Source organism: Polaromonas sp. (assembly GCF_030689685.1).
GTDB lineage: Bacteria > Pseudomonadota > Gammaproteobacteria > Burkholderiales > Burkholderiaceae_C > Polaromonas.
In genome coordinates this window covers 53,368-73,525 of sequence record NZ_JAUYEY010000012.1, presented here as the reverse complement: position 1 = coordinate 73,525, position 20,158 = coordinate 53,368, and the positions used below count along the sequence as shown (strand labels likewise).

Here is a 20,158-nt window from a genome sequence, read left to right as displayed (position 1 = left end):
ATCCATCGTTGTGGCTTGCGAGATCGCTATTTGCGCAATTTCGATCGTCTCATCATCCCCGGTAACTGGACGTGCCATGACTTTCTCCATCAAGTATGATGGAGGATATTATTGCACTAATGTTGTGGAAATGGAATAAGAGACTCCTAAAGATCGAGCAGATTTGTTTGGTGTTTGTAAAGATTAACAGGTTACATAACGGGAGTCGCTGAACTCGAAGTGGATAAGGGTTTGGCGCGAGCGCGCAACGCTGCACTGAAACCGATCTATTCGGCGGGGGGCCAGGCACTGACTTGTTATTGACAAAGCTGCTGCGACCATCCGCCACGGCTACAACAAGCGTGCAGATTGACCTTGCGCCGTGAGCAGCGCAACCGCTTGCTTATCAAAGGAAACGAAGGTTTCCCCACCTAGCCAGCGCCCCTCGTAGGCAATCACGCCATCGGCGAAGTCCCCGCCCGCACTGAGCACTGACAGGCCCGCTTCAACCGCAGGCCGGTTCACTTGCACATTCGCAGCGGCGAGCAAGGCCTCGATGGCTGCCGAGACGTCGGTGGACTGAAAGCCGTAAAGCTTGCGAAGCACCCAGACGAACTCGCACAAGCACGGCAACGCGACCGCGATCAATTCGGCATCCATCAAGACCCTGGCCGCCGCGTTGGCTTGCTCTGGGTCATCACGCACCACAGCGCGAACAAGAACATTGGTATCCACCGAAACCTTCATTTTTTGCCCGCCCAACCCTGGGCAGCCGTATCGTTCATTTCTTCGATGCTGGCGACCCGGCTTGTCTTGCCGGCAAGAAGACCCAGAAAGTGATCTATCGTTCCGGCCGGTTGCGCGGCCTTCAACGCGGCGCGGCCATCGGGCAACAAATCCAGCTCTATCTTCTCGCCGGGCTTGATGCCAAGGTGCTGCAGCACCTCCTTGCGAAAGGTGACTTGGCCCCGCGCGGTAACGGTCAATGTGGTCATGGAGAGGTCCTTTGAGGTTGCATGTGCTTAATAATGCAATATTACCTTACTTTTTTCGTCAAGCCTTGCTTGAGCGCTGGCTGTGAGGCCAAATCGGCCTGCAGCCATTGCCGGACGTGCGTGAGCAGCTAGTAGAAAAGTAGCGTGTCCGGCCCCTTAGCCGGCCACCCGCCGTTTGATCCAGCGCATCAGGCTGCCCAGCAGGGGCAGTTTTTCATACAGCTCTTCGGCCGCATCCCAGTAGTCACAGTGATACTCCACCTGTCCGGCGCTGTTGAACTTCAGGTGGGAGGCGCCGCGAATCGTCTGCAACACCGCGTTGCGGCGGCCCCTGAAATAAAACTCGAAATCCCAGGTCAGAAAACACTGCTGACCATCGATGATGCGTTCGGTCACCACAAAGCGCGGTCGGTCCAGCGCCACGTACATGTGGCTGAAGATGTGCTGCACCTGGGCCAGGCCCTGCACCTCGTTGAACGGGTCCTTGAACCACACCTGGGGCGCGTAAAACTCGCCCATGCGTGCCACGCGGGCGGGGTTCAGGGTTTCAAAATACTGCACCAGTCGATCAACGGTTTGTTCCATGGGTGTGCTCACAGTCCAGTGAATTTGCGGATCGCCGGAAAATACAGCGCATAGGGCAACACGCGCAATGTCTTCATCCAAAGGGTAAAACGTTTCGGAAAATGGATTTCAAACTCGCCGTCGGCCCAGCCTCTCAGTATTTCGTCCGCAGCCTTGGCCGGGCTGATCAGGGCCGGCATGCTGAACCGGTTCTGCGCGGTCAGCGGTGTTTCTACAAAACCCGGGCTAACCAGGCTCACACCCACGCCGCTGGCCTGCAGGTCCAGGTACAGGGTTTCAGCCAGATTGATCAATGCCGCCTTGGTCGGCCCGTAGGCCAGGCTTTTCGGCAGGCCCCGGTAACCGGCCACGCTGCCGACCAGGCTGATGTGGCCCGTACCGCGCTGGCGCATGGCTGGCAGCAGCGCATCCAGCAGGTACAGCGCGCCGGTGTAGTTGACCTGCTGGTGCTTGAGCATCTCTGCCAGGTCAAATTCTGCAGCGCGCATCTCGCGGTAATGCCCGGCGCAATACATCATCAGGTCGATCGGGCCCTGGGCCAGCACGGCTTGCGCCGCTACGGCCACCGCAGCCGGGTCGGCGGCGTCCAGTGGCAGCGCGACGGCGCCGGCATGGCTGCGCACGAAGTCATCGAGCGCGCCGGCATTGCGCGCCGACACCACCACCCTGGCGCCGCGCGCGTGTAAGGCATGGGCGGTGGCTTGACCGATGCCGCTGGACGCACCCACCAGCCACACGGTTTTTCCGTGCCAGTCACGAAGGGGAGGGTTATAGGCCATGGTTCAAGTTGTTATAAAAATGATAGCTGCTTGCGCATATGCAGTAAGGGCTGGAGGCTGATTTGGCTTCTGACTGGAGGCGACTCAGGGTTTCACGAAGGTCAGGGTGACTTCGCCCAGCCGGATGCCGAACTTGCTCATGACTGCTTTGTTGAGCATGACTTTGTCGTTCATCAAATACATCCAGTCGTCAAATTGCACTTCCACAATTTTTCCGTCCACAGGCAGTTTCAGCGTGTAGCCCCAGCGAAAGGCATTGCCTTTTTCTTCCCCTGCCGCTTCGCCCAGTACGTCGGCGGCGGTACCGGTATAACGGCCATCGGCGCTGCGTTTGAGCGTCCAGACGCGACGGTCTGTGCTGCCATCTGAATAGCTAAATGCTTCATCGAGTACACCGGTCTCAAAACCCGGTGGGCCTTGCCAGCTACAGGTCATGACGACGGTGAAACGTTTGACCACCTTGCCGGACCGGTCGGTGAACACGCCATAGGCATCAACGGTGCCGTTGAAGTACTGGCGCATGTCGAGCACCGGCTGTTCGGCGGCGTAGTCGCTGATCTGCGGGCCGGCACAGCCCGCCAGGCCTGCAAGCAAGGGGATGCACAAGGCCAGCGCGGCAGTGGTTCGGAGGAGAAAACGGTTCACGGCTGGACCCCTTGTGGATGTTTGATGATCAAAAAATAAAGACAGGCAGCGGCCGCCAGCTTGAGCAGGCAGGGCAACACGCAATACGCCACCAGCAAGGCGTCCAGCGCCTGGGCATCACGCGCGCCGGGGGCATAACCAAACAGGGCGAGTAGCGGCAGCGCCAAGCCGGCGGCCAGCGCCAGATTGAGTTTGATCGCAAAATTCCACCAGCCGAAGTAAGCCCCCTCGGCGCGCCCCGACTGGCCGTTGGTCTGGATCACGCCGGCCAGCAGCGCGCCGGGCAGGGCCAGGTCGGTGCCCAGCGCGATGCCCGACAGCGCGCAGACGATCACAAAGGCGGTGGTCTGCCCGGCGCCGACCTGCGTGGCCCAGCCGAAGGTGGCAATTGCCAGTCCCATGCCGAGCAGCCAGGCCGGCGCCAGGCCGATGCGTTTGACCACGGCCAGCCACAGCGGGATGGACAGCGCGGCGCACAGGAAGTAGCTGCCGAGGAACAGCGGCTCCATGTTTTTCGACGCCTGCAGCCGGTCCTGGATGAAAAACAGCACCAGCGTGGCCGGCACAGCACTGGCGATGCCGTTGAGCATGAAGACCACCAGCAGCCGGCGAAAGCCCGCATGCTGAAACGGCAACCAGATCGACGTGCCTTGGCCGGCGTGCAGCGCCGGTTGCGGCAGGGGCCGTTCGGCGCGCGTCCAGGCCAGCCAGCCCAGCGCCAGCACGCCAAAAAACAGCGCAGTGGTGACTGACAGGCCGAAAGCCACCGGCGTGACCGAGGCCAGCACCACGCCGATCAGGCCCAGGCCTTCGCGCCAGGCCACGATGCGGCTGCGCTGGCGTTCGTCGCCACCCAGCATCGCGCCCCAGGACTGGTGCGACACGCTGAGCGCGCTGTAGCCGGCATAGGTCAGCATCAGCGTCACGCTGGCCCAGACCACCAGCGCCGCCGACGTGCTGACCAGCGGGAAGAACAGCAGCGCAAAACCGACAGCCAGCAGCAGCGCGGCGACAGCGCCCATGCCAAGCACGGCGCTTGGTGAACGTGCAAACAGCCGGTCGCTCAGGCGGCCCAGGAGCGGGTCGATCAACGCGTCGAACAGGCGCGCGCCCAGCAGCACTGCGCCCAGCGTGGCCAGCGGCACGCCGAATTCGCGCGCGTAATGGTTGGGCAAAATCACATACAGCGGCAGCGCCACAAAAGCCAGCGGCAGGCCCAGCAGGCCGTAAGCCAGGCCGTTGCGCGTGCCAAAAGGGTTGCGAGCGCCAGGGCTCAAGGGCCCGCTCCCGCCAGCAGCGCGTTGCGCAGGCCGGGCTCCGAGGTGACGGGGGCCAGCCAGATGCCGAAAAACAACTTGGCAAACGCGGCGTCCCGGATCTCGCCCGTGGCTTTGCCGTTGATCCAGAACGAGGCGCCGACGCCTGGGCGATGCACGCCCATGACGCGGTCGCCCTTTTTGACATTGGGCAAGACCCTGGCCATCGCCGCCATCCACCTTTCAGCTTGTTCGTCGCTGATGGGTGCGGACCGGCGCATCTCGGTGATCGAGCGCTCGGCCACCGCCTGGCTTTCAAAGCCGCGCAGGTAACTGAGTTCCAGCGCCAGCGGCAGGGTCGCAAAACCGTCGGTTGTAAAGCCCGGATTGGCCCAAAGCCGCGCGTCGTAGACCTGGAAACCCCAGAAGGTCAGGCGCCCCTGACCCACCAGCCTGGCCTGCGGCAGGGCCTCCTGAAGCTCGGCGCGTTGATTGACATCGGCGGCCTGCGCCCATGCCGCGCCGGCCCAGCCGGTCAGCGGCATCAGGGCAGTGATCAAGACTTGCGCAGCGTGTATTGCACGACGTCGGTATTGACCTGGGTGAAAGCCGCTTCGCAGTAGGCCAGATAGAACTCCCATATGCGGATAAACCTTTTGTCAAACCCGAGTTGGAGCACCCGTGACTCTTGCGCCATGAACTCTTGGCGCCACAACTGAAGGGTGCGGGCGTAGTCCTGGCCGAACGAAAACTCATCGACCACCTCCAGCCCGGCCGCCTTCGCCTGGGCCCGGAATTCCTTCGGGCAGGGCAGGCAGCCGCCCGGGAAGATGTATTGCTGGATGAAGTCGGTGGACAAGATGTAGCGCTCAAACAGGTTGTCGGCGATCACGATGCTCTGGATACAGGCGCGGCCGCCGGGCTTGAGCAGGCGAGCGACGGTCTGAAAGTAGCCGGGCCAATACTCGCGGCCCACGGCCTCCACCATCTCGATCGAGCAGATGGCGTCGAAGGGCTCGTCGCCGCCGGTTTTGCCGATGTCTCGATAGTCCTGCAGGCGTAGATCTGCCTTGTCAGCGACGCCCACGCGGGCCAGGCGCGCCTGGGCCCAGGCCAGTTGCTCGGTGCTCAGCGTGACACCGACGACGGCAGCGTCGAATTCGGTGACGGCCATTTCGGCCAGCGCGCCCCAGCCGCAGCCGATCTCGAGCACGCGGTCACCGGCCTTGACGCCGGCCAGGTGCAGCGCGCGGCGCACCTTGGCATCCTGCGCATCCTTCATCGAGGTCTCGGGCGTCGCAAAAATCGCCGACGAATAGTTCATCGTGCCGTCCAGCCAAAGCGCATAAAAAGCATTGCCCAGGTCGTAATGCGCGTGGATGTTTTTTTGACTGTTGGTTTTCGTGTTGCGGTTCAGCAGGTGCTTGATGCGGTAGGCAAAACGCCCGAGCCAGGTGCCGTAGATCACGTCTTCGACTTCCTGGCGGTTGCGGATCAGCACGCTCAGCAGGTCATTCAGGTTCTGCGTGGTCCAGTCCCCGGCGATGAAACTTTCGGCAAACCCGATGTCTCCCGACTTCAGGGCTGCGCCGCAGACATTCCAGTTGTGCAGGCGCAAACTGGCTACAGGCGCTTCGCCGGAGCCGAAGTGCCGAATCGATCCGTCGGGCAGTTGCACATGCAGCGTGCCGTGTTTCAGGCGCGTCAGCAACTGCAGCACCGTGCGCGCGGCGGCTGGGGCGCCGCCCGGCGGCGCCAGTGACGACAGCGTTGAGGACACACATGAAGCGGTGGAGGAGGAAGGGTTGCTGGCTGTATTCATCGGGTGACAAAGCGTTGGGGGGGCTCGGGTTTGCGGACAAAAGGGATACGTTTGCACCACAGCCTGAAGGCCTGCCAGTGAATGCGCGCAACGATGCCGAAGGTCATGGCCGGGTAGCGCCACAGGGCGCGGCGCAGGCTTTGGGTACCGACCGGAACCAGCGTGCCGCTGACGCTGGTTTCCAGCAGCGGTCCGTCAGCGTCGTCATAGTCAATGCGGGCAACGGTTTTTTGCAGGCCGTCGTTGTGGATGCGCATGAAGCGAAAGCGGTAACGTCCTTCGAGCGTGCAGAAGGGCGAGACATGAAATACCTTGTCCGCGCTAAGTTCCTGGCCGTACTGCGGACGGTCCAGCAAATAACAATGGCGCTCGCCAAAGGTGTTGTTGACCTCGACCACGATGGCGCGCAGCCCGCCGTCGATGTGGTGGCAGTACCAGAAACTCACCGGCTTGAAGGTGTGGCCGAAGATGCGCGGGTAGGTGTGTAGCCAGAGCTCGCCACCTGCATCGCGGATGCCCTCGCTGTGCAGCAGCTCATCGAGCCAGCCCACGCAATCGGCGCGGCCGTCGCCGTGATCGCTGTCAAAAAAGCTCAGTGCGCTGCGGCGATTGCGCGCCAGCGCGCCATTGCCGTTCGCCTTCATGCTGCGCAGCGGCAACATCAGAAAATACGTGGGGTAAGCAAAGGCGTTGCGGGCCGGCTTCAGGCGCGTGTGCCGAACATTGCCGAAGCCAATCAGTGGGACCCCCACGCCTTTCACGTCGTCTAATGCGCTGCCCCCCGAGGGGGCTGTGCTTGCTTGGAACGGCCCTGCGCTGCGCACCGGCGCCCCCACGCCTGTTGCCGGGGTGTTCATGCCGCAAATACCCGCGCAGTCGCCCAGCACCCGCCGCGCCGCTTCGAGGCCTGACTTCAGACCATCTTCATGAAAACCGTAGCCGGTCCAGGCACCGCAGAAATAGCTGTGCTGCCGGCCTTGCAGGCCGGGCAGGGCCTGCTGGGCGCGTATGGCTGCGGCGTCAAACACCGGATGTGCGTAGTCAAATTCACCCATGACCAGATGACGCGCTATGGCTTGTATCGGATTCAGTGAGACCACCACCGGCTGCTCGAAAGGCAGCGGTTGCAGCATGTTGAGCAGGTAGTGCAGGCAGACCTGCGTCGACTCGCGCCGGACATCCCGAGCGCGTTCGTAATTCCACGCCGCCCAGGCCAGCTTGTTGGCCGGCAGCACCGAGGTGTCGGTGTGCAGCACCGCACGGTTCGGCTGGTAGCTGATGGACCCGAGCACGGCGCGTTCATCGGGGGCGGCATCGGCCAGCAGGGCCAACGACTGGTCGGAGTGCGTCGCCAGCACCACCTTGTCAAAGGTTTCGACCTGGCCTTTGGCGACAATTCGCACGCCGCTGCGCAGCAGGCTCTCATCGCGCTCAATACGTTCCACAGGCGTGTTCAGGCGTTTGTCGGCGATATTGGCGATGATTTTTTCAACGTAATTTCGCGCGCCACCAGCCACCGTCCACCACTGGGGCCGGTTGGCCACCTGGATCAGGCCGTGGTTGTGGCAGAAGCGGATCATGGTGGCGACCGGGAACTGCAGCATCTGGTCGGTCGGGCAGGACCAGATGCAACCGAGCATGGGCAGGAAGTACCAGTCGCGAAACTCGTCTGAAAACTTGCCTTCTCTGAGGAAGTCTGCCAGCGGCTGCAGCATGGCGGCCTCGGCGCGGCTTTCGGCCAGTGCGCTCGCGAGGTGGTTGAAACGCATGATGTCGCGCAACATGCGCAAAAACTTCCAGTTCAGCAGGTTGCCCCGCTGCGCGAACACCGTGTTGAGGCTGGAGCCGCTCCATTCGAGCGCACGGCCTCCGAGGGCACCCGGCACCTTGACCGAAAACGACATGTCTGATTTGGCGGTCGCCACGCCCAACTCTTCGAACAGCCGGATCAGGTTCGGGTAAGTGTGCTCGTTAAAAACCAAAAAACCGGTGTCCACGCCATGGGTGACGGCGCCTTGTGATGTGGGCAGGGTGACATCCACCGTGTGGGTGTGCCCGCCAAAGTAGGCGCCGGCTTCAAACAGGGTGATGTCAGCCTGACCTTGCAGCGCATGTGCGGCAGCAAGGCCAGAGATGCCGGAGCCGACGATGGCGACCCGTGGGCGGGCGGGTGAAGAGAGGCTGGGAGAAGCCATCTCAGCCGCCGGAAGATAAAAATGCTGCGAAGCGCCCCGACGCGAACAAGGGAGGGAGGGAGGAGGAGGAGAACCGCCCCGGGATTGCATCCTGACCAAAAGGGCCTGGAAGTCTTCGCAACAAAAAAACGGTGTGACTGGAACGGCCTTTCAGGCGCTGCCCCGACTTGAGTCTGAGCTGATTCATATGCGCGCAGTTCCCCAATAATGCAAATGCCATCGCGTAAAGATTTGTTAATGAGGTCGCTCGCATGGTGTACAGCAGTCTGGCAAAAGTAAGGGAAAGGCTTAAATATTTAAAAATAATACCTATCAGTCAAATTATTACCGATTGGTAATTATTTTGCCAGCAACTTTTTCTCGATTTCTCTCAAAAAGGCGGCATTGCTGGGATTGACGCTGCTGCCGAAGCTGCTCACTTGCTGGCCATCGCGGGATATCAGGTATTTATGGAAATTCCAGCGCGGCGCGCTGCCCGTCAACTCGGCCAGTTGTTTGAACAGGGGGTTGGCGGTTTTGCCGCTGACGCTGGACTTGGTAAACATCGGGAAATTCACGCCGAAGGTGCTCTCGCAAAAATCCGCGATTTCCTGGTTGCTTCCGGTTTCCTGAGAGAAGTCGTTGGAAGGAAAGCCCAGCACCACCAGGCCTTTGTCGCGGTATTTGGCATACAGCGCCTCCAGGCCTTTGTATTGGGCGGTGAAGCCACAAAAGCTCGCGGTGTTGACCACCAGCAGCACTTTGCCGCTGTATTGACACAGGGCTTGGAGCTTTTCATCCTGGAGCCGCAAAAAGTTGTGCTGCAGCAAAGGCTCGCATGAAGCCGTCGTTATTGTTGTCGGCTTGGTTGCAGGAGTCGCGGCATGCGCTGATGTCAGCAAGGTGTCACCCAGCATGGCCGTGGCCAGAATGGCCTTGAGTAAAACTGTGTTCATGGTGTTGTCACCTTTAAAAGGCGAGGTGTCGAGATAGGAGCGTGTAAAAAATACGCGGCATCGGCCTGATCGGATTCATGGGGCAGGTGGTTTATACGCGCGCGGGATTTTGGCTGCTACCCAAGCCGACGCAAACCGTGTAAAACAATTAAAGAGGCTAAACAGCCATCAACCCGCATGAAGTGGCAACAAAAAACCATTTTGGGCGATTTGTCATATTCACCGCCTAAAATCGGCCTGAATCTAAGTCGGCGAGTGCCGCGTAAAGGAGTCTCATGCTTTACCCAGAACTTTTCAAACAGCTCGAATCTGTCCGCTGGGACATGGACAAGGATATTCCGTGGGCCAGCTTTGACGCCTCCAAGCTGACCGACGAGCAGGCGCAGACCATCAAGATGAATGCCATCACCGAGTGGGCTGCCTTGCCGGCCACCGAAATGTTTTTGCGCGACAACAAGGACGACAGCGATTTTTCTGCTTTCATGTCGATCTGGTTTTTTGAAGAGCAAAAACATTCGCTGGTGCTGATGGAATACCTGCGGCGCTTCCGCCCCGAACTGGCACCCACTGAAAAAGAGCTGCACGAAGTGCGTTTTGAATTTGAGCCGGCGCCCGCGCTGGAAACGCTGATGCTGCATTTTTGCGGCGAAATCCGCCTGAACCACTGGTACCGGCGCGCCAGCGAATGGCACACCGAGCCGGTCATCAAGCAGATATACACCCAGCTCAGCCAGGACGAGGCGCGCCACGGCGGCGCCTACCTGCGCTACATGAAACGCGCGATCAACAACTTTGGCAACGATGCCAAAGCCGCCTTCACCAAAGTGGGTGTGTTGATGGCCAGCGCCCGCCGCACGGCGCAGGCGCTGCACCCGACCAACCTGCACGTCAACAAGGGCCTGTTTCCGCGCGACACCATCCAGTCGCGCCTGCCGGACCCGGAGTGGCTGGAGCACTGGCTGGACAAGCAGATCAAATTTGACGCGGTCTGGGAAGGCAAGGTCGTCGAGCGCATTCTGCACAACATGAGCCTGCTGATGAACCAGAGCTTCAAGACCGTGCAGGAGCTGAACCGCTACCGCAAGGAGTTGAGCCGCGAGATCGCCGCCTCCATCGTGCCTGAGGCCAAACCGCAAGCGGTGTGAGCGGCCCCGCGTTTTTATCCAAGCTGGTCGCGCGTGAAGATGCGTCGGCGCGTGTCGCCGACCTTCCCCGTCCGGTGGTGTTTACCAACGGCGTGTTTGACGTGTTGCACCGGGGCCATGCCACTTACCTGGCCAACGCCCGTGCGCTGGGCGCCAGCCTGGTGGTGGCACTCAATACCGATGCATCGGTGCGGCGGCTGGGCAAGGCGCCCGACAGGCCGCTGAACAACCAGGAAGACCGCGCCGTGCTGCTGGCGGCACTCGAATCAGTCAGCCTGGTCACCTGGTTTGACGAGGACACACCGCTGGCGCTGATCACCGAGCTGCGGCCCGGCATTCTGGTCAAGGGCGGCGACTACGACATGGACAAGCTGGCAGAGACCGCCGTGGTCAAAAGTTATGGCGGCAAAGCCCTGGCGCTGCCCTTTGTGGACGGCTACTCGACCACAGCACTGGTGCGAAAGATACGCCAGGACAGCTGAACCCCGCCTCTCAATTTCATTTGCACCCTCAAGGCGCTATGAAATTAATAGCTGCTTACGCCCGCCACATAAGGGCTACGGGCCAATTTGACTGATATTGGCGGCACCCCGCCCACGTATCCGGTCCACCAGCCGCTTGAAGCCCTGCTCAAAATCATCAACATAGGTGAACACCGCCGGTATCACCAGCAGGCTCAAAAAGGTGGAGGTGATCAGCCCGCCAATCACGGCCACCGCCATCGGTGAGCGAAAGCTGCTGTCTGCCGAGCCCCAGCCGAGGGCAATCGGCAACATGCCCGCGCCCATGGCAATCGTGGTCATGACAATCGGGCGGGCGCGTTTGTGGCAGGCATCTAGCAAGGCATCGAGGCGTGACATGGGCGCTTGTGCAGCTTGGCTTTCGGTGGCGGCGCGACCACGTCGCGCTTCAATCGCGTATTCGACCAGCAGGATGGAGTTTTTGGTGGCCACACCCATCAGCATGATCAGGCCGATCAGCGAGGGCATGGAAAAACTTTTCTGCGCAATCAGCAGGCCGACAAAAGCGCCGCCCAACGACAAGGGCAAAGCGGCAAGAATCGTCACCGGGTGCAGGAAGTTCTTGAACAGCAGCACCAGCACAATATAAATACACAACACGCCGGTCAGCATGGCCAGGCCAAAGCTGGCAAACAACTCGCCCATCACCTCGGCGTCCCCAATCACCACCTGCTTGACGCCCGCCGGCAGATTCACGATGGCCGGCAGCTTCTGTACCGCAGCCGTCACATCGCCCAGGGCCCGGCCCGACAGCTCGACTTCAAACTGCACGTTGCGCGAGCGGTTGAAGCGGTCAATCACCGCCGGGCCGCCGGCCATGGTCACGCTGGCCACCTGGCCCAGCATGACCGGACCGAAGCCGGGCTTGCTGCTGGGCACCATCAAACGCTCCAGCGTGGCCAGGTCCGACTTGGCATTGTCAGCCAGGCGCACCACAATCGGTATCTGGCGCTGCGACAGGTTCAGCTTGGGCAGGGCGGCGTTGTAGTCGCCCACCGTGGCGATACGCAGCGTTTCGCCAATCGCAGCGCTGGTGACGCCAAGGTCGGCCATGCGTGCAAAGTCGGGCCGCACCGTCACTTCGGGCCGTACCAGCGAGGCGCTGGATGCGACCGAGCCCAGGCCGGGGATGGTGCGCAGGTCTTTTTCCAGGGCTGCGGCTGCGCCCGCCAGTGCCAGCGAGTCTTCCCCGGTCAGTGCCAGAATGTATTTTTCGCCAGAGCCGCCCAGGCCCACCTTGCTGCGCACCCCGGGCAGGCTTTCCAGCGCCTTGCGGATGTCGTTTTCAATGCCCTGCTTGCGCGGGCGCTCGCCGCGCTCGGTCAGCAAAATGGTCAGTGTCGCCTTGCGAGTTTCAGCCGCACCGCCGGGCGCAAACGGGTCACTGCCGGCAGCGCCACCGCCTATGGTGGTGTACACGCTGGTCACGTTCGGCACCCTGGCAATCAGGCCACGCGCCATCTCGGCGGCGACTTTTGTCTCGGCCAGCCGGGTGCCCGGCGGCAGCTCCAGATAGACCTGCGTCTGGGAGTTGTCGTCGGGCGGAATGAATCCGGTTGGCAGCAGGGGAATCAGCAGGAGGGAGCCGACAAAAAACGCGCCTGCCGCCAGGCCGGTGATGAACCGGTGCTTGATGCACCAACGGCTTGCGCGCAGGTACCAGCGCATCACCGCACCGTCTTTTTCAACATAGTTGACGATGGGTTTGAGCAGATAGGCGGACATCATGGGGGTGAGCATGCGCGCTACCACCAGCGAGGCAAGCACGGCCAGTGCCGCTGTCCAGCCGAATTGCTTGAAAAACTTGCCCGCAATGCCGCTCATGAAAGCCGTCGGCAAAAACACCGCGATCAGCGTGAAGGTGGTGGCAATCACCGCCAGGCCGATTTCATCGGCGGCTTCCATCGCCGCCTGATACGGCGTTTTGCCCATGCGCAGATGCCGCACGATGTTTTCTACCTCCACAATCGCGTCGTCCACCAAGATGCCGATCACCAGGCTCAGCGCCAGCAGGGTCACCACATTGATGGAAAACCCCAGGTAATACATGCCGATAAAAGCCGGTATCACCGACAGCGGCAAGGCTACGGCAGAGACAAAAGTGGCGCGCCAGTCGCGCAGAAACAGCCACACCACCAGCACCGCCAGCAGACCGCCTTCGATCAGCAGGGTCAGCGAGGCGCTGTATTCTTCTTCTACCGGTGTCACGAAGTCAAAGGCCTCTGTCAGCTCGATGTCGGGGCGGCTCAGCTTGAGCTCTTGCAGAGCGGCGCGCACACCGCGGCCGGCTTCCACCTCGCTGGCGCCCTTGCTGCGCGCCACTTCAAAACCCACCACCGGCACGCCATTGAGCAGTGCCGCAGAGCGCTGTTCGGCCACGGTGTCCTGCACATCGGCCACCTGGTTCAGGCGCACCTTGCGGCCATCGCCGACAGCCAGCTCGATCAGGCCGAGCTCGGCGGCGGACTGCACGGTGGCCAGCGTGCGCACCGGCTGCTCGCCGCTGCCTACGTCGGCGCGGCCCCCGGCGGTGTCGAGCTGTACCTGGTTGAGCTGGCGCGAAACGGTCGCGGCGCTGACCCCGAGCGCCGCCATTTTGGCGCTGTCCAGCGCAATCCGCACCTCCCGGCTGACACCGCCCACGCGGGTGACGGCGCCCACACCGGGCACCGCCAGCAGGCGGCGCGTCAGGGTGTCATCGACAAACCACGACATGGCTTCATCGTCCAGCACCTTGCTGCGGATGGTGTAGGCCAGCACCGGGGACGACGCCAGGTTGATCTTGCTGACGATGGGGTCGCGCACATCGGCGGGCAAGTCGGCGCGTACCTGCTGCACCGCCGAGCGCACTTCGTCGAGGGCTTCCTGGGTGGATTTTTCCAGACGGAACTCGGCGGTGATGGTGACCGCACCGTCCTGTACCTTGGTGTAGATGTTTTTCAGGCCCTGTAGCGACGCGATGGCGTTCTCTAACTTGCGCGCCACATCGGTCTCCAGTTGCGCCGGCGATGCGCCTGGCAGGCTGGCCGATATCACGATGTTTGGCACATCAAGGTCGGGAAAGTTTTGCACCTTCATCGCCTGGTAGCTCAGCACGCCGGCAAAACACAGCATGACAAAAAATAGGATGGCGGGAATCGGGTTGCGGATGCACCAGGCGGAAACGTTCATGCTTTTCTCCGGCAATCTGCTATTTATTTAGTAGCTGCTTGTGCAGGACTGGCAAGGGCCGGAGCCGTTTTTGGCTCTGTAGTTGCGGCAACGGTCGGCGCCAGTTGTACGGTGTCGCCATCGGCCAGAAAAGCCGCGCCGACGGCCACATAACGCTCGCCGGGTTGGGCGCCCTGAACAATCTCTACCGCGTCGCCCAGGCGGCGACCGGTTTGCAGTTTCACCTGCACCACCTTGTTGCCGGGCTCAATCCGCATGGCGTAGCTGAAGCCGTCGCGCAGCACCAGCGCCTGCTGCGGCAGCGTCAGCGCATTGACAGTGCCCAGGGCAAATTCACCGTGGGCGTACATCCCGGCTTTGACCCCGGCGTTGCGGGGCAGATCGACATACACCAGCGCATTGCGCGTCAGCGGGTCCACCGTGGGTGCCACCATGCGCACGGTGCCTTTGACTTTGTCGCCGCTGGCGGCGGTCACCATGGCGGTGGCGCCAGGTTTGATGCGGGTGATTTCGTTGCTGGTGACCTCGGCACGCCACTCCAGCCGGCCGCCGCGTATCAGGCGAAACAACTCGGTGCCGCTGCCGACTACCGCGCCCACCGTTGCGCTGCGTGCAGAAATAACGCCGCTGTCGGGCGCCACGACCCGCGTGTTGTTGCCGCGCAGTTGCTGCGCATCAAGCACCGCCTGCGCCGCTGCCACCCGTGCCTGGGCGGTCTGCTCGGCGGTGGTGTACTGGTTGATCTGCTGCGTGCTCAAGGCGCCGGAGTTTTGCAGCGTGCGGGCCCGCGCTGCGTTGCTGGCGGCGTCTAGAGCGGTGGCCTGCGCCTCGACCAGGCTGGCTCTAGCCTGCGCCACATCGGCCTGCACGCTGTCGCCGGAAAACCGCGCCAGCAACTGCCCGGCCTTGACCGTGTCGCCGACATTGACCAGCACCTGCGTCAGGCGCAAGCCGCTGGACTCGGAGCCAATCACCGCCTCTTGCCAGGGGGTGATGTTGCCATTGGCATTGAGCGTGACCGGCAAGTTGGTGGGGGTCGGTTGCGCCACTGCCACCGTCAGCGCCGGTTTGGGGGCTGCGCTGGTGGCCGGGGTTTTGTCGCCGTTTCCCATTGAAAAAACGGCGACCGCCACTGCCGCAGCAACGGCGATCAAGACAAGGGTAACGGGTTTGGGTTTGTTGGTGGTCATGGTGGTGGTGTCGGTCAGATCTGATCAAGGGCTGGCGTACTTCAGGGGCGGGCGGCTGTGGCTGGCGCCGGGCCGCCGTCTGCGGCGCTCCAGCCGCCACCGGTGGCCCGGTACAGCGCCACCCAGGCGTTGGCGCGTTCGCGCTGGAGCGACAGCAGCCCGGTTTCTGCGGCCAGCAGGGTGCGGCGCGCATCCTCCAGTTCAAACAGGCTGCCCAGGCCGCTTTTGTAGCGCGCCTCGGTGCCAGTGAATGCCGCGCGGTAACCTTCGGCGGCCAGGCGCGCGTCTTCGCTGCGCGCCGCCGTGCTTTGCAGGTTGACCAGCGCTTCTTCGACCTCGCGCACGGCCTGGCGCACACGGGCGCGGTACAGCGCCGCTGCTTCTTCATAACGTGCCACCGCAGCATCCACATTGGCGGCGCGGCGGCCGCCGTCAAACAGCGGCAGCGTCAAGGCCAGCGGGCCGATCGACCAGGTGTCCAGCGTGCTGGACACGCCAGCGGCGCGCACCCGCGTGTTGCCGATGGAGCCACTCAGGCTCAGGCGCGGGTAACGCTCGGCCTGCGCGCTGCCGACCTCGGCACTGGCAGCCGCCACTTCGCGTTCGGCGCTGAACACGTCGGGCCGTTGTGCCAGCGTGTCGGCAGGCAAAGACGCTATGAAAATCATAGCTGCTTGCGCAGGTGGGACAAGGGCTGAGGCCACTTTTTGCCTGATATCCGGCTCCGCCAGGCCGGTCAGGGCGACCAGCGCCTTGATATCCAGCTCGCACAGCGCGCGTTGTTGCGTGGCGCGGCTGCTGGCTTCTGCGGCGCTGGCGCGTGCCAGCGCATCGGTGGCCGGTGCGGTGAAACCGGCACCAGTGCTCAGGCCCGACAGGCGGGCTGTCTCAAAGCGCGAGACGGCGTCGGCCGCCGTCACGGATGCAAGCTGGCGGCAGGTGCGCAGGCTGTGGTACTGACTGGCTACCTCGGCGGCCACTGAAACGCGGGCGTCATGCCATAAGGCCTGGGCGCCGGCCAGGCGTTCGCTGGCGGCGTCGCGGCCGGCCAGTTTGCCGCCAAACAGGTCGATTTCCCAGCTGGCCTGCAGGCCCGCCTGGCTGCTGGTGCTGATAGGCACAGGCCCCGGTCCAGCGCCTTGTTGCGAACGGCCCCGGCTGACGCTGGCCGAGGCATCCAGCGTGGGCAACAAGGCGGCGCCAGATGCCACCCGGGTGGCGCGCGCCTGCTCAATGCGTGCGCGCGCGCTGGCGACCGTCGGGCTGACCGCCTGCGCCGCTGCAATCAATTCCACCAGTAGCGGGTCGCCCTGCTGCTGCCACCAGCGCGTCAGGTCGGTCAGCGTGCCCTTGTGCGGCAAGCCAGCGACTGGCTGCGGCGCAGGCAGTGGCGCAAACCATTGCGACGGGGTTGGGGCAGCCACCGATGCGGGCGGCGTTTGCAGCGCACAGGCGGGCAGCAACAGCGGCAGCGTGGTGCAGGCGAAGAGTCGGGCAGCTTTCATGGCTTGGTCTTTTTCAAAGTGGCAAGGCGCCGGTTGCGCTCCACCGCGACCATGGCCTCGGCAAAGTCCACCAACCGGCGGGTCCACAGGTCTATGGCTTTGGGCGAGGCGATCAGCTGCGGCCGCACCGCCTCCATCACATCGTGGCTGACATACATCTGCATCGCCAGGCCAGTGATTGAAAAAGCCAACCGCTGGACATCGTCGTCGGCTTTTGCGACACCCAGATGGCGGCACAGCACTTCAACCAGCGCCGCATGGGCGGGCTTGATGTGGCTGTCGATCTGCTCAGCCCAAAGACCGGTTGGCTCCAGCATTTCACGAAAGTGCAGCCGGGTGAACTGCTGGGCCAGTTCGCCCTGCTTGAGTGGCTGCAAAAAGCCGTCCATGAAACCCGCCAGGGCTTCGCGCAAGCTCAGGTGAAGCGGCTGGTAGCGGGAGATGTCGTCACAGGGCTGGCCCAGTGACTCGTTGAAGACGGCGCGGTAGAGCCCGGCCTTGTCGCCAAAGTAGTAGCTGATGGCGGCGATGTTGGCCTCGGCCGCCTGCGCTATTTCCCGCGTGGAGGTCTTGGCAAACCCTTTCTCGGAAAACAGCCGCAGGGCGGTGCCAAGCAGGTGGGCCCTGGCTTGCACACCGTCGGAGCGCTGCTTGCGCGCATCGCGGCCGGTGGCAGGGGGCGCAGCAGGTGCGGTGGATTTCATGCGCCCGATTACAGCACATAAATCAAACGATTGATTTAGTTAAGCCAACTGTTTCGACTTCATACACATGGCCGGCACAGCGGGCAGGCTGGCTTCGGCGCCAAGATTTACGCTGCTTTCATGTCTTGACCGCCGCCACTTCGCCGTGCTCGCCGATGCCAGGCACTTGATGTGTGAGCGTGACTTTCGCCAGGCGCTGGCGGGTTGTGGCGACGCGCTCTGTGTCTGGCAACTGTTTGCACAGTGGCCGCTTTATCGTGGCCTTCAGGCGTTGGGGCAGACGGCGGCGCGGCCCGTGTCTGCGCGCATGCAACAATCCAACGCCAGCCCCTAACCACCCGATTGCCCCATGCCTGCCCATCGCATCGTTGACGCGGCGCCCCGCGAGGCCGGCAAGAAAGCGTCGCCCCGAGGGATGCTCCCCCCGCTGGTCCACTGGGCCAGCCCGGTGCAGAGGCATGGGTGGGCGTATGCGCTCGCCGTGGTGTTCGTGTGCACCGGCATCTGTGCGCTGATGACGCCCTATTTTGATCTGGCCAATCTGATCATGGTGTATCTCGCGGGCGTGGTTTACGCGGCCCTGCGTTTCGGGCAGTCGGCTTCAGTCGTCGCCGTGTTGTCCAGCGTCTTCCTGTTTGACCTGATCTTCGTGCCGCCGCGCTGGTCCTTGAACCCGACCAACACGCAGCATGTTTTCACCATGGCCGTGATGCTGCTGGTCGGCCTGCTAATCAGCCGCCTTGTCGCGCACGCACGTGACCAGGCGCTGGTCGCCGATGAGCGGGCTGGAAGGGAACACGCCTTGAACGAGCTCGCCCACCAGCTAGCGCTTGCGCGTTCGCCGGAAGCGGTCGCAGCGGGGCTGGAGGTGGCGGTCCGCTCCACCTTTGGCGCGTCGAGTGCGCTGCTGTTGCCCGACGCCTCGGGACAACTCTGCGATCCCGTAGGTTTTTGCCGGAATGTCGGGGCGGTATCGCATTCCCCGGGCACAAGTGTGCACTCGCCAGTGGCGGCAGCTCAAGGGGTCTTTGATCAGGGCCACAACCTCGATGACGCTGTGCGGGAAGGGACGGGCTCACCACACACGCTTTACGTCCCGCTGCGTGGTGTCAGCCGTTCGCTCGGGGTGTTGGCCATCGATTGCCTGCCGGGCCGCTTTCACACGCCGCGCCAGTCCGATCTCCTCAAGGCCTTTGCCAATCAGGCTGCGTTGGCCCTGGAGCGCGCGATTTTCGAGCGCAAGAGTGCGGATGCTGCGGTGGAGGTGGAAACCGAGCGCCTTCGCAGCACGCTGCTGTCTGGCATCTCGCACGATTTCCGCACGCCGCTGACGACGATTGTCGGTGCAGCGACCAGTCTGCTGCGACAGGATCGCCTGCTGGACAACGACAGGCGGTGTGCGCTGACGCAGTCCATCCTCGATGAATCACGGCGCATGCATGCCCTGGTCAGTGACCTGCTTGACCTGACCCGCATGGAGGAAGGCGGCGTCCAGCCGGCCTATGAATGGTGCCCCGCCGACGAATTGATTGAAGAGGCCAGAAAAACCGTGGGAGACCGGCTGCTGACCCACAAGCTGCAAACGCGGGTCAGCCCGGACGCGGTGGTCTGGTGTGATCCGCGCCTTCTGGTGCAGGCCATGAGCAACCTGCTGGACAACGCGGTGCGTTACACCCCGGCCGGCAGCACCATTGTGGTCGCGGTTGAGGTGACGGCAGACCGCTGGCAGCTCAGCGTGTCCGACAACGGACCCGGCCTGCCCGTGGGCCACGAGCGGGACGTTTTCAAGAAGTTCTACCGCAGCCGGTCTGAGCCTGCTGGCGCCGGTACCGGGCTGGGTTTGGCCATCTGTACGGCGGTGGCCCGCCTGCATCAGGGCAGCATTGAGGGTGTGAACCACAATGGCGCCCGGATTGCGCTTTGCCTGCCGCAGCCGGCCCATCAGGGCCTGCCGCCGGACGAGGTGAGCTGATGACCTCGGGCGCACCGGTCATGCGTGTCCTGCTGGTCGAGGACGAGGAGCCTATCCGGCATTTTCTGATCACCACACTGGAGGCGGAGGGCTACGAGGTTTTTGCCGCCGCCACCGCCCAGGAGGGCGACATACTGGCGGCCAACCGGCGGATCGATGTGTTTCTGATCGATCTGGGGCTTCCGGACCGTGACGGGGTGGAGTTGATCCGGCAGTTGCGCGGCTGGACACAGCGGCCCATCATCGTGTTGTCCGCGCGCTCGCAGGAGCGGCACAAGGTGGACGCTCTCGACGCCGGGGCCGATGACTACCTGAGCAAACCCTTTGGCGTGGACGAATTGCATGCACGCCTCAGGGTCGCGCTGCGCCATGCGGCCCAGACCACCCAGGCAGGAAAATCAGTACTGAACCTTGGGGACGTGCGGATCGATCTGGAAACCAGAACGGTTCTTCGGGCCGGCCAGGTCGTGCGCCTGACGGCAACCGAATGGCGTTTGCTGGAGGCGCTGGCAAAACGTGCTGACCGGGTTGTCACTTCGCGCCAGCTGCTGCAGGAGGTGTGGGGCCCGGGGCATGCCGAGCAGGGCCACTATTTGCGCATCTATATCCGCCAGTTGCGCCAGAAGCTGGAGCCGCTGCCCGCCCGCCCGGTGTTGCTGCTGACAGAAACCAGCGTGGGTTACCGCCTGCTTGTGCCATTGGCCGACCCGGCGCTGGCACCCGACTCGCTTCTCTGACCCCGGCCCGGCTACCTGGCCG

General features: G+C 62.9%; 18 protein-coding genes and 2 pseudogenes. 5 read left to right on the top strand and 15 right to left on the bottom strand.

The window, feature by feature from the left end:
- Positions 1-330: 330 nt before the first annotated feature.
- From Q8O29_RS03660 to Q8O29_RS03610, 11 genes and pseudogenes are all read right to left on the bottom strand, one after another.
- Positions 331-726 carry a type II toxin-antitoxin system VapC family toxin gene (locus tag Q8O29_RS03660; protein ID WP_305560704.1) on the bottom strand — a complete coding sequence of 132 codons (396 nt, stop codon included), beginning with the start codon at positions 724-726 and terminating at the stop codon, positions 331-333.
- Positions 723-974 (bottom strand): AbrB/MazE/SpoVT family DNA-binding domain-containing protein, encoded by a 252-nt coding sequence (locus Q8O29_RS03655; RefSeq protein WP_305560703.1) that lies wholly within the window; start codon positions 972-974, stop codon positions 723-725. Before Q8O29_RS03655 ends, Q8O29_RS03660 begins: the two co-directional genes overlap by 4 nt.
- A 156-nt stretch (positions 975-1,130) precedes the next feature.
- Positions 1,131-1,559, bottom strand: coding sequence for a nuclear transport factor 2 family protein (locus Q8O29_RS03650; RefSeq protein WP_305560702.1), 429 nt, complete (start codon positions 1,557-1,559; stop codon positions 1,131-1,133).
- An 8-nt stretch (positions 1,560-1,567) separates the two neighbouring features.
- Positions 1,568-2,338: an SDR family oxidoreductase gene (locus Q8O29_RS03645; RefSeq protein ID WP_305560701.1), complete on the bottom strand. Its 771-nt coding sequence runs from the start codon at positions 2,336-2,338 to the stop codon at positions 1,568-1,570.
- An 84-nt stretch (positions 2,339-2,422) separates the two neighbouring features.
- Positions 2,423-2,983, bottom strand: coding sequence for a DUF3833 domain-containing protein (locus tag Q8O29_RS03640; RefSeq protein ID WP_371134142.1), 561 nt, complete (start codon positions 2,981-2,983; stop codon positions 2,423-2,425).
- Positions 2,980-4,260, bottom strand: a complete 1,281-nt coding sequence (locus Q8O29_RS03635; RefSeq protein ID WP_305560700.1) for an MFS transporter — start codon at positions 4,258-4,260, stop codon at positions 2,980-2,982. The genes Q8O29_RS03640 and Q8O29_RS03635 overlap by 4 nt, the downstream gene beginning before the upstream one ends.
- Positions 4,257-4,799, bottom strand: coding sequence for a chalcone isomerase family protein (locus Q8O29_RS03630; protein ID WP_305560699.1), 543 nt, complete (start codon positions 4,797-4,799; stop codon positions 4,257-4,259). The genes Q8O29_RS03635 and Q8O29_RS03630 overlap by 4 nt, the downstream gene beginning before the upstream one ends.
- On the bottom strand, positions 4,796-6,061 hold the full coding sequence (locus Q8O29_RS03625; RefSeq protein WP_305560698.1) for a cyclopropane-fatty-acyl-phospholipid synthase family protein: 1,266 nt from the start codon (positions 6,059-6,061) through the stop codon (positions 4,796-4,798). Before Q8O29_RS03625 ends, Q8O29_RS03630 begins: the two co-directional genes overlap by 4 nt.
- A pseudogene (locus Q8O29_RS03620) lies at positions 6,058-6,780 on the bottom strand (DUF1365 domain-containing protein); the annotation flags it as partial. The gene Q8O29_RS03625 and the pseudogene Q8O29_RS03620, both read right to left, overlap by 4 nt.
- 162 nt (positions 6,781-6,942) lie before the next feature.
- A pseudogene (locus Q8O29_RS03615) lies at positions 6,943-8,256 on the bottom strand (NAD(P)/FAD-dependent oxidoreductase); the annotation flags it as partial.
- 338 nt (positions 8,257-8,594) lie between these two features.
- Entirely contained in the window at positions 8,595-9,191 is a 597-nt protein-coding gene (locus Q8O29_RS03610; RefSeq protein ID WP_305560697.1) for a glutathione peroxidase, read from the bottom strand.
- Between the two features lie 275 nt (positions 9,192-9,466).
- Here Q8O29_RS03610 and Q8O29_RS03605 point away from each other — a divergent pair, with 275 nt between their 5' ends.
- Both Q8O29_RS03605 and rfaE2 read left to right on the top strand, forming a co-directional pair.
- Positions 9,467-10,336 carry a ferritin-like domain-containing protein gene (locus Q8O29_RS03605; protein WP_305560696.1) on the top strand — a complete coding sequence of 290 codons (870 nt, stop codon included), beginning with the start codon at positions 9,467-9,469 and terminating at the stop codon, positions 10,334-10,336.
- Complete coding sequence (rfaE2, locus tag Q8O29_RS03600) at positions 10,333-10,818, top strand: D-glycero-beta-D-manno-heptose 1-phosphate adenylyltransferase (protein ID WP_305560695.1); 486 nt, start codon at positions 10,333-10,335, stop codon at positions 10,816-10,818. Before Q8O29_RS03605 ends, rfaE2 begins: the two co-directional genes overlap by 4 nt.
- 75 nt (positions 10,819-10,893) lie before the next feature.
- Here the strand turns inward: rfaE2 and Q8O29_RS03595 are convergent, their stop codons facing one another.
- The 4 genes from Q8O29_RS03595 to Q8O29_RS03580 are packed head-to-tail and all read right to left on the bottom strand — an operon-like array spanning position 10,894 to position 17,427.
- Positions 10,894-14,028 carry an efflux RND transporter permease subunit gene (locus Q8O29_RS03595; RefSeq protein ID WP_305560694.1) on the bottom strand — a complete coding sequence of 1,045 codons (3,135 nt, stop codon included), beginning with the start codon at positions 14,026-14,028 and terminating at the stop codon, positions 10,894-10,896.
- A gap of 23 nt (positions 14,029-14,051) precedes the next feature.
- Positions 14,052-15,218 (bottom strand): efflux RND transporter periplasmic adaptor subunit, encoded by a 1,167-nt coding sequence (locus Q8O29_RS03590; RefSeq protein ID WP_305560693.1) that lies wholly within the window; start codon positions 15,216-15,218, stop codon positions 14,052-14,054.
- 41 nt (positions 15,219-15,259) lie between these two features.
- Entirely contained in the window at positions 15,260-16,723 is a 1,464-nt protein-coding gene (locus Q8O29_RS03585) for an efflux transporter outer membrane subunit (RefSeq protein ID WP_305560692.1), read from the bottom strand.
- Complete coding sequence (locus Q8O29_RS03580; protein WP_305560691.1) at positions 16,720-17,427, bottom strand: CerR family C-terminal domain-containing protein; 708 nt, start codon at positions 17,425-17,427, stop codon at positions 16,720-16,722. The genes Q8O29_RS03585 and Q8O29_RS03580 overlap by 4 nt, the downstream gene beginning before the upstream one ends.
- A gap of 67 nt (positions 17,428-17,494) precedes the next feature.
- On the opposite strand from Q8O29_RS03580, the gene Q8O29_RS03575 reads away from it, so the two are divergent.
- The 3 genes from Q8O29_RS03575 to Q8O29_RS03565 are packed head-to-tail and all read left to right on the top strand — an operon-like array spanning position 17,495 to position 20,136.
- The gene (locus tag Q8O29_RS03575; protein ID WP_305560690.1) at positions 17,495-17,761 is read left to right on the top strand and encodes a hypothetical protein; all 267 of its coding nucleotides are present in this window, start codon (positions 17,495-17,497) and stop codon (positions 17,759-17,761) included.
- A gap of 15 nt (positions 17,762-17,776) precedes the next feature.
- Positions 17,777-19,399 carry a DUF4118 domain-containing protein gene (locus tag Q8O29_RS03570; RefSeq protein ID WP_305560689.1) on the top strand — a complete coding sequence of 541 codons (1,623 nt, stop codon included), beginning with the start codon at positions 17,777-17,779 and terminating at the stop codon, positions 19,397-19,399.
- Positions 19,399-20,136: a response regulator gene (locus Q8O29_RS03565; RefSeq protein WP_305560688.1), complete on the top strand. Its 738-nt coding sequence runs from the start codon at positions 19,399-19,401 to the stop codon at positions 20,134-20,136. Before Q8O29_RS03570 ends, Q8O29_RS03565 begins: the two co-directional genes overlap by 1 nt.
- Positions 20,137-20,158: the final 22 nt, after the last annotated feature.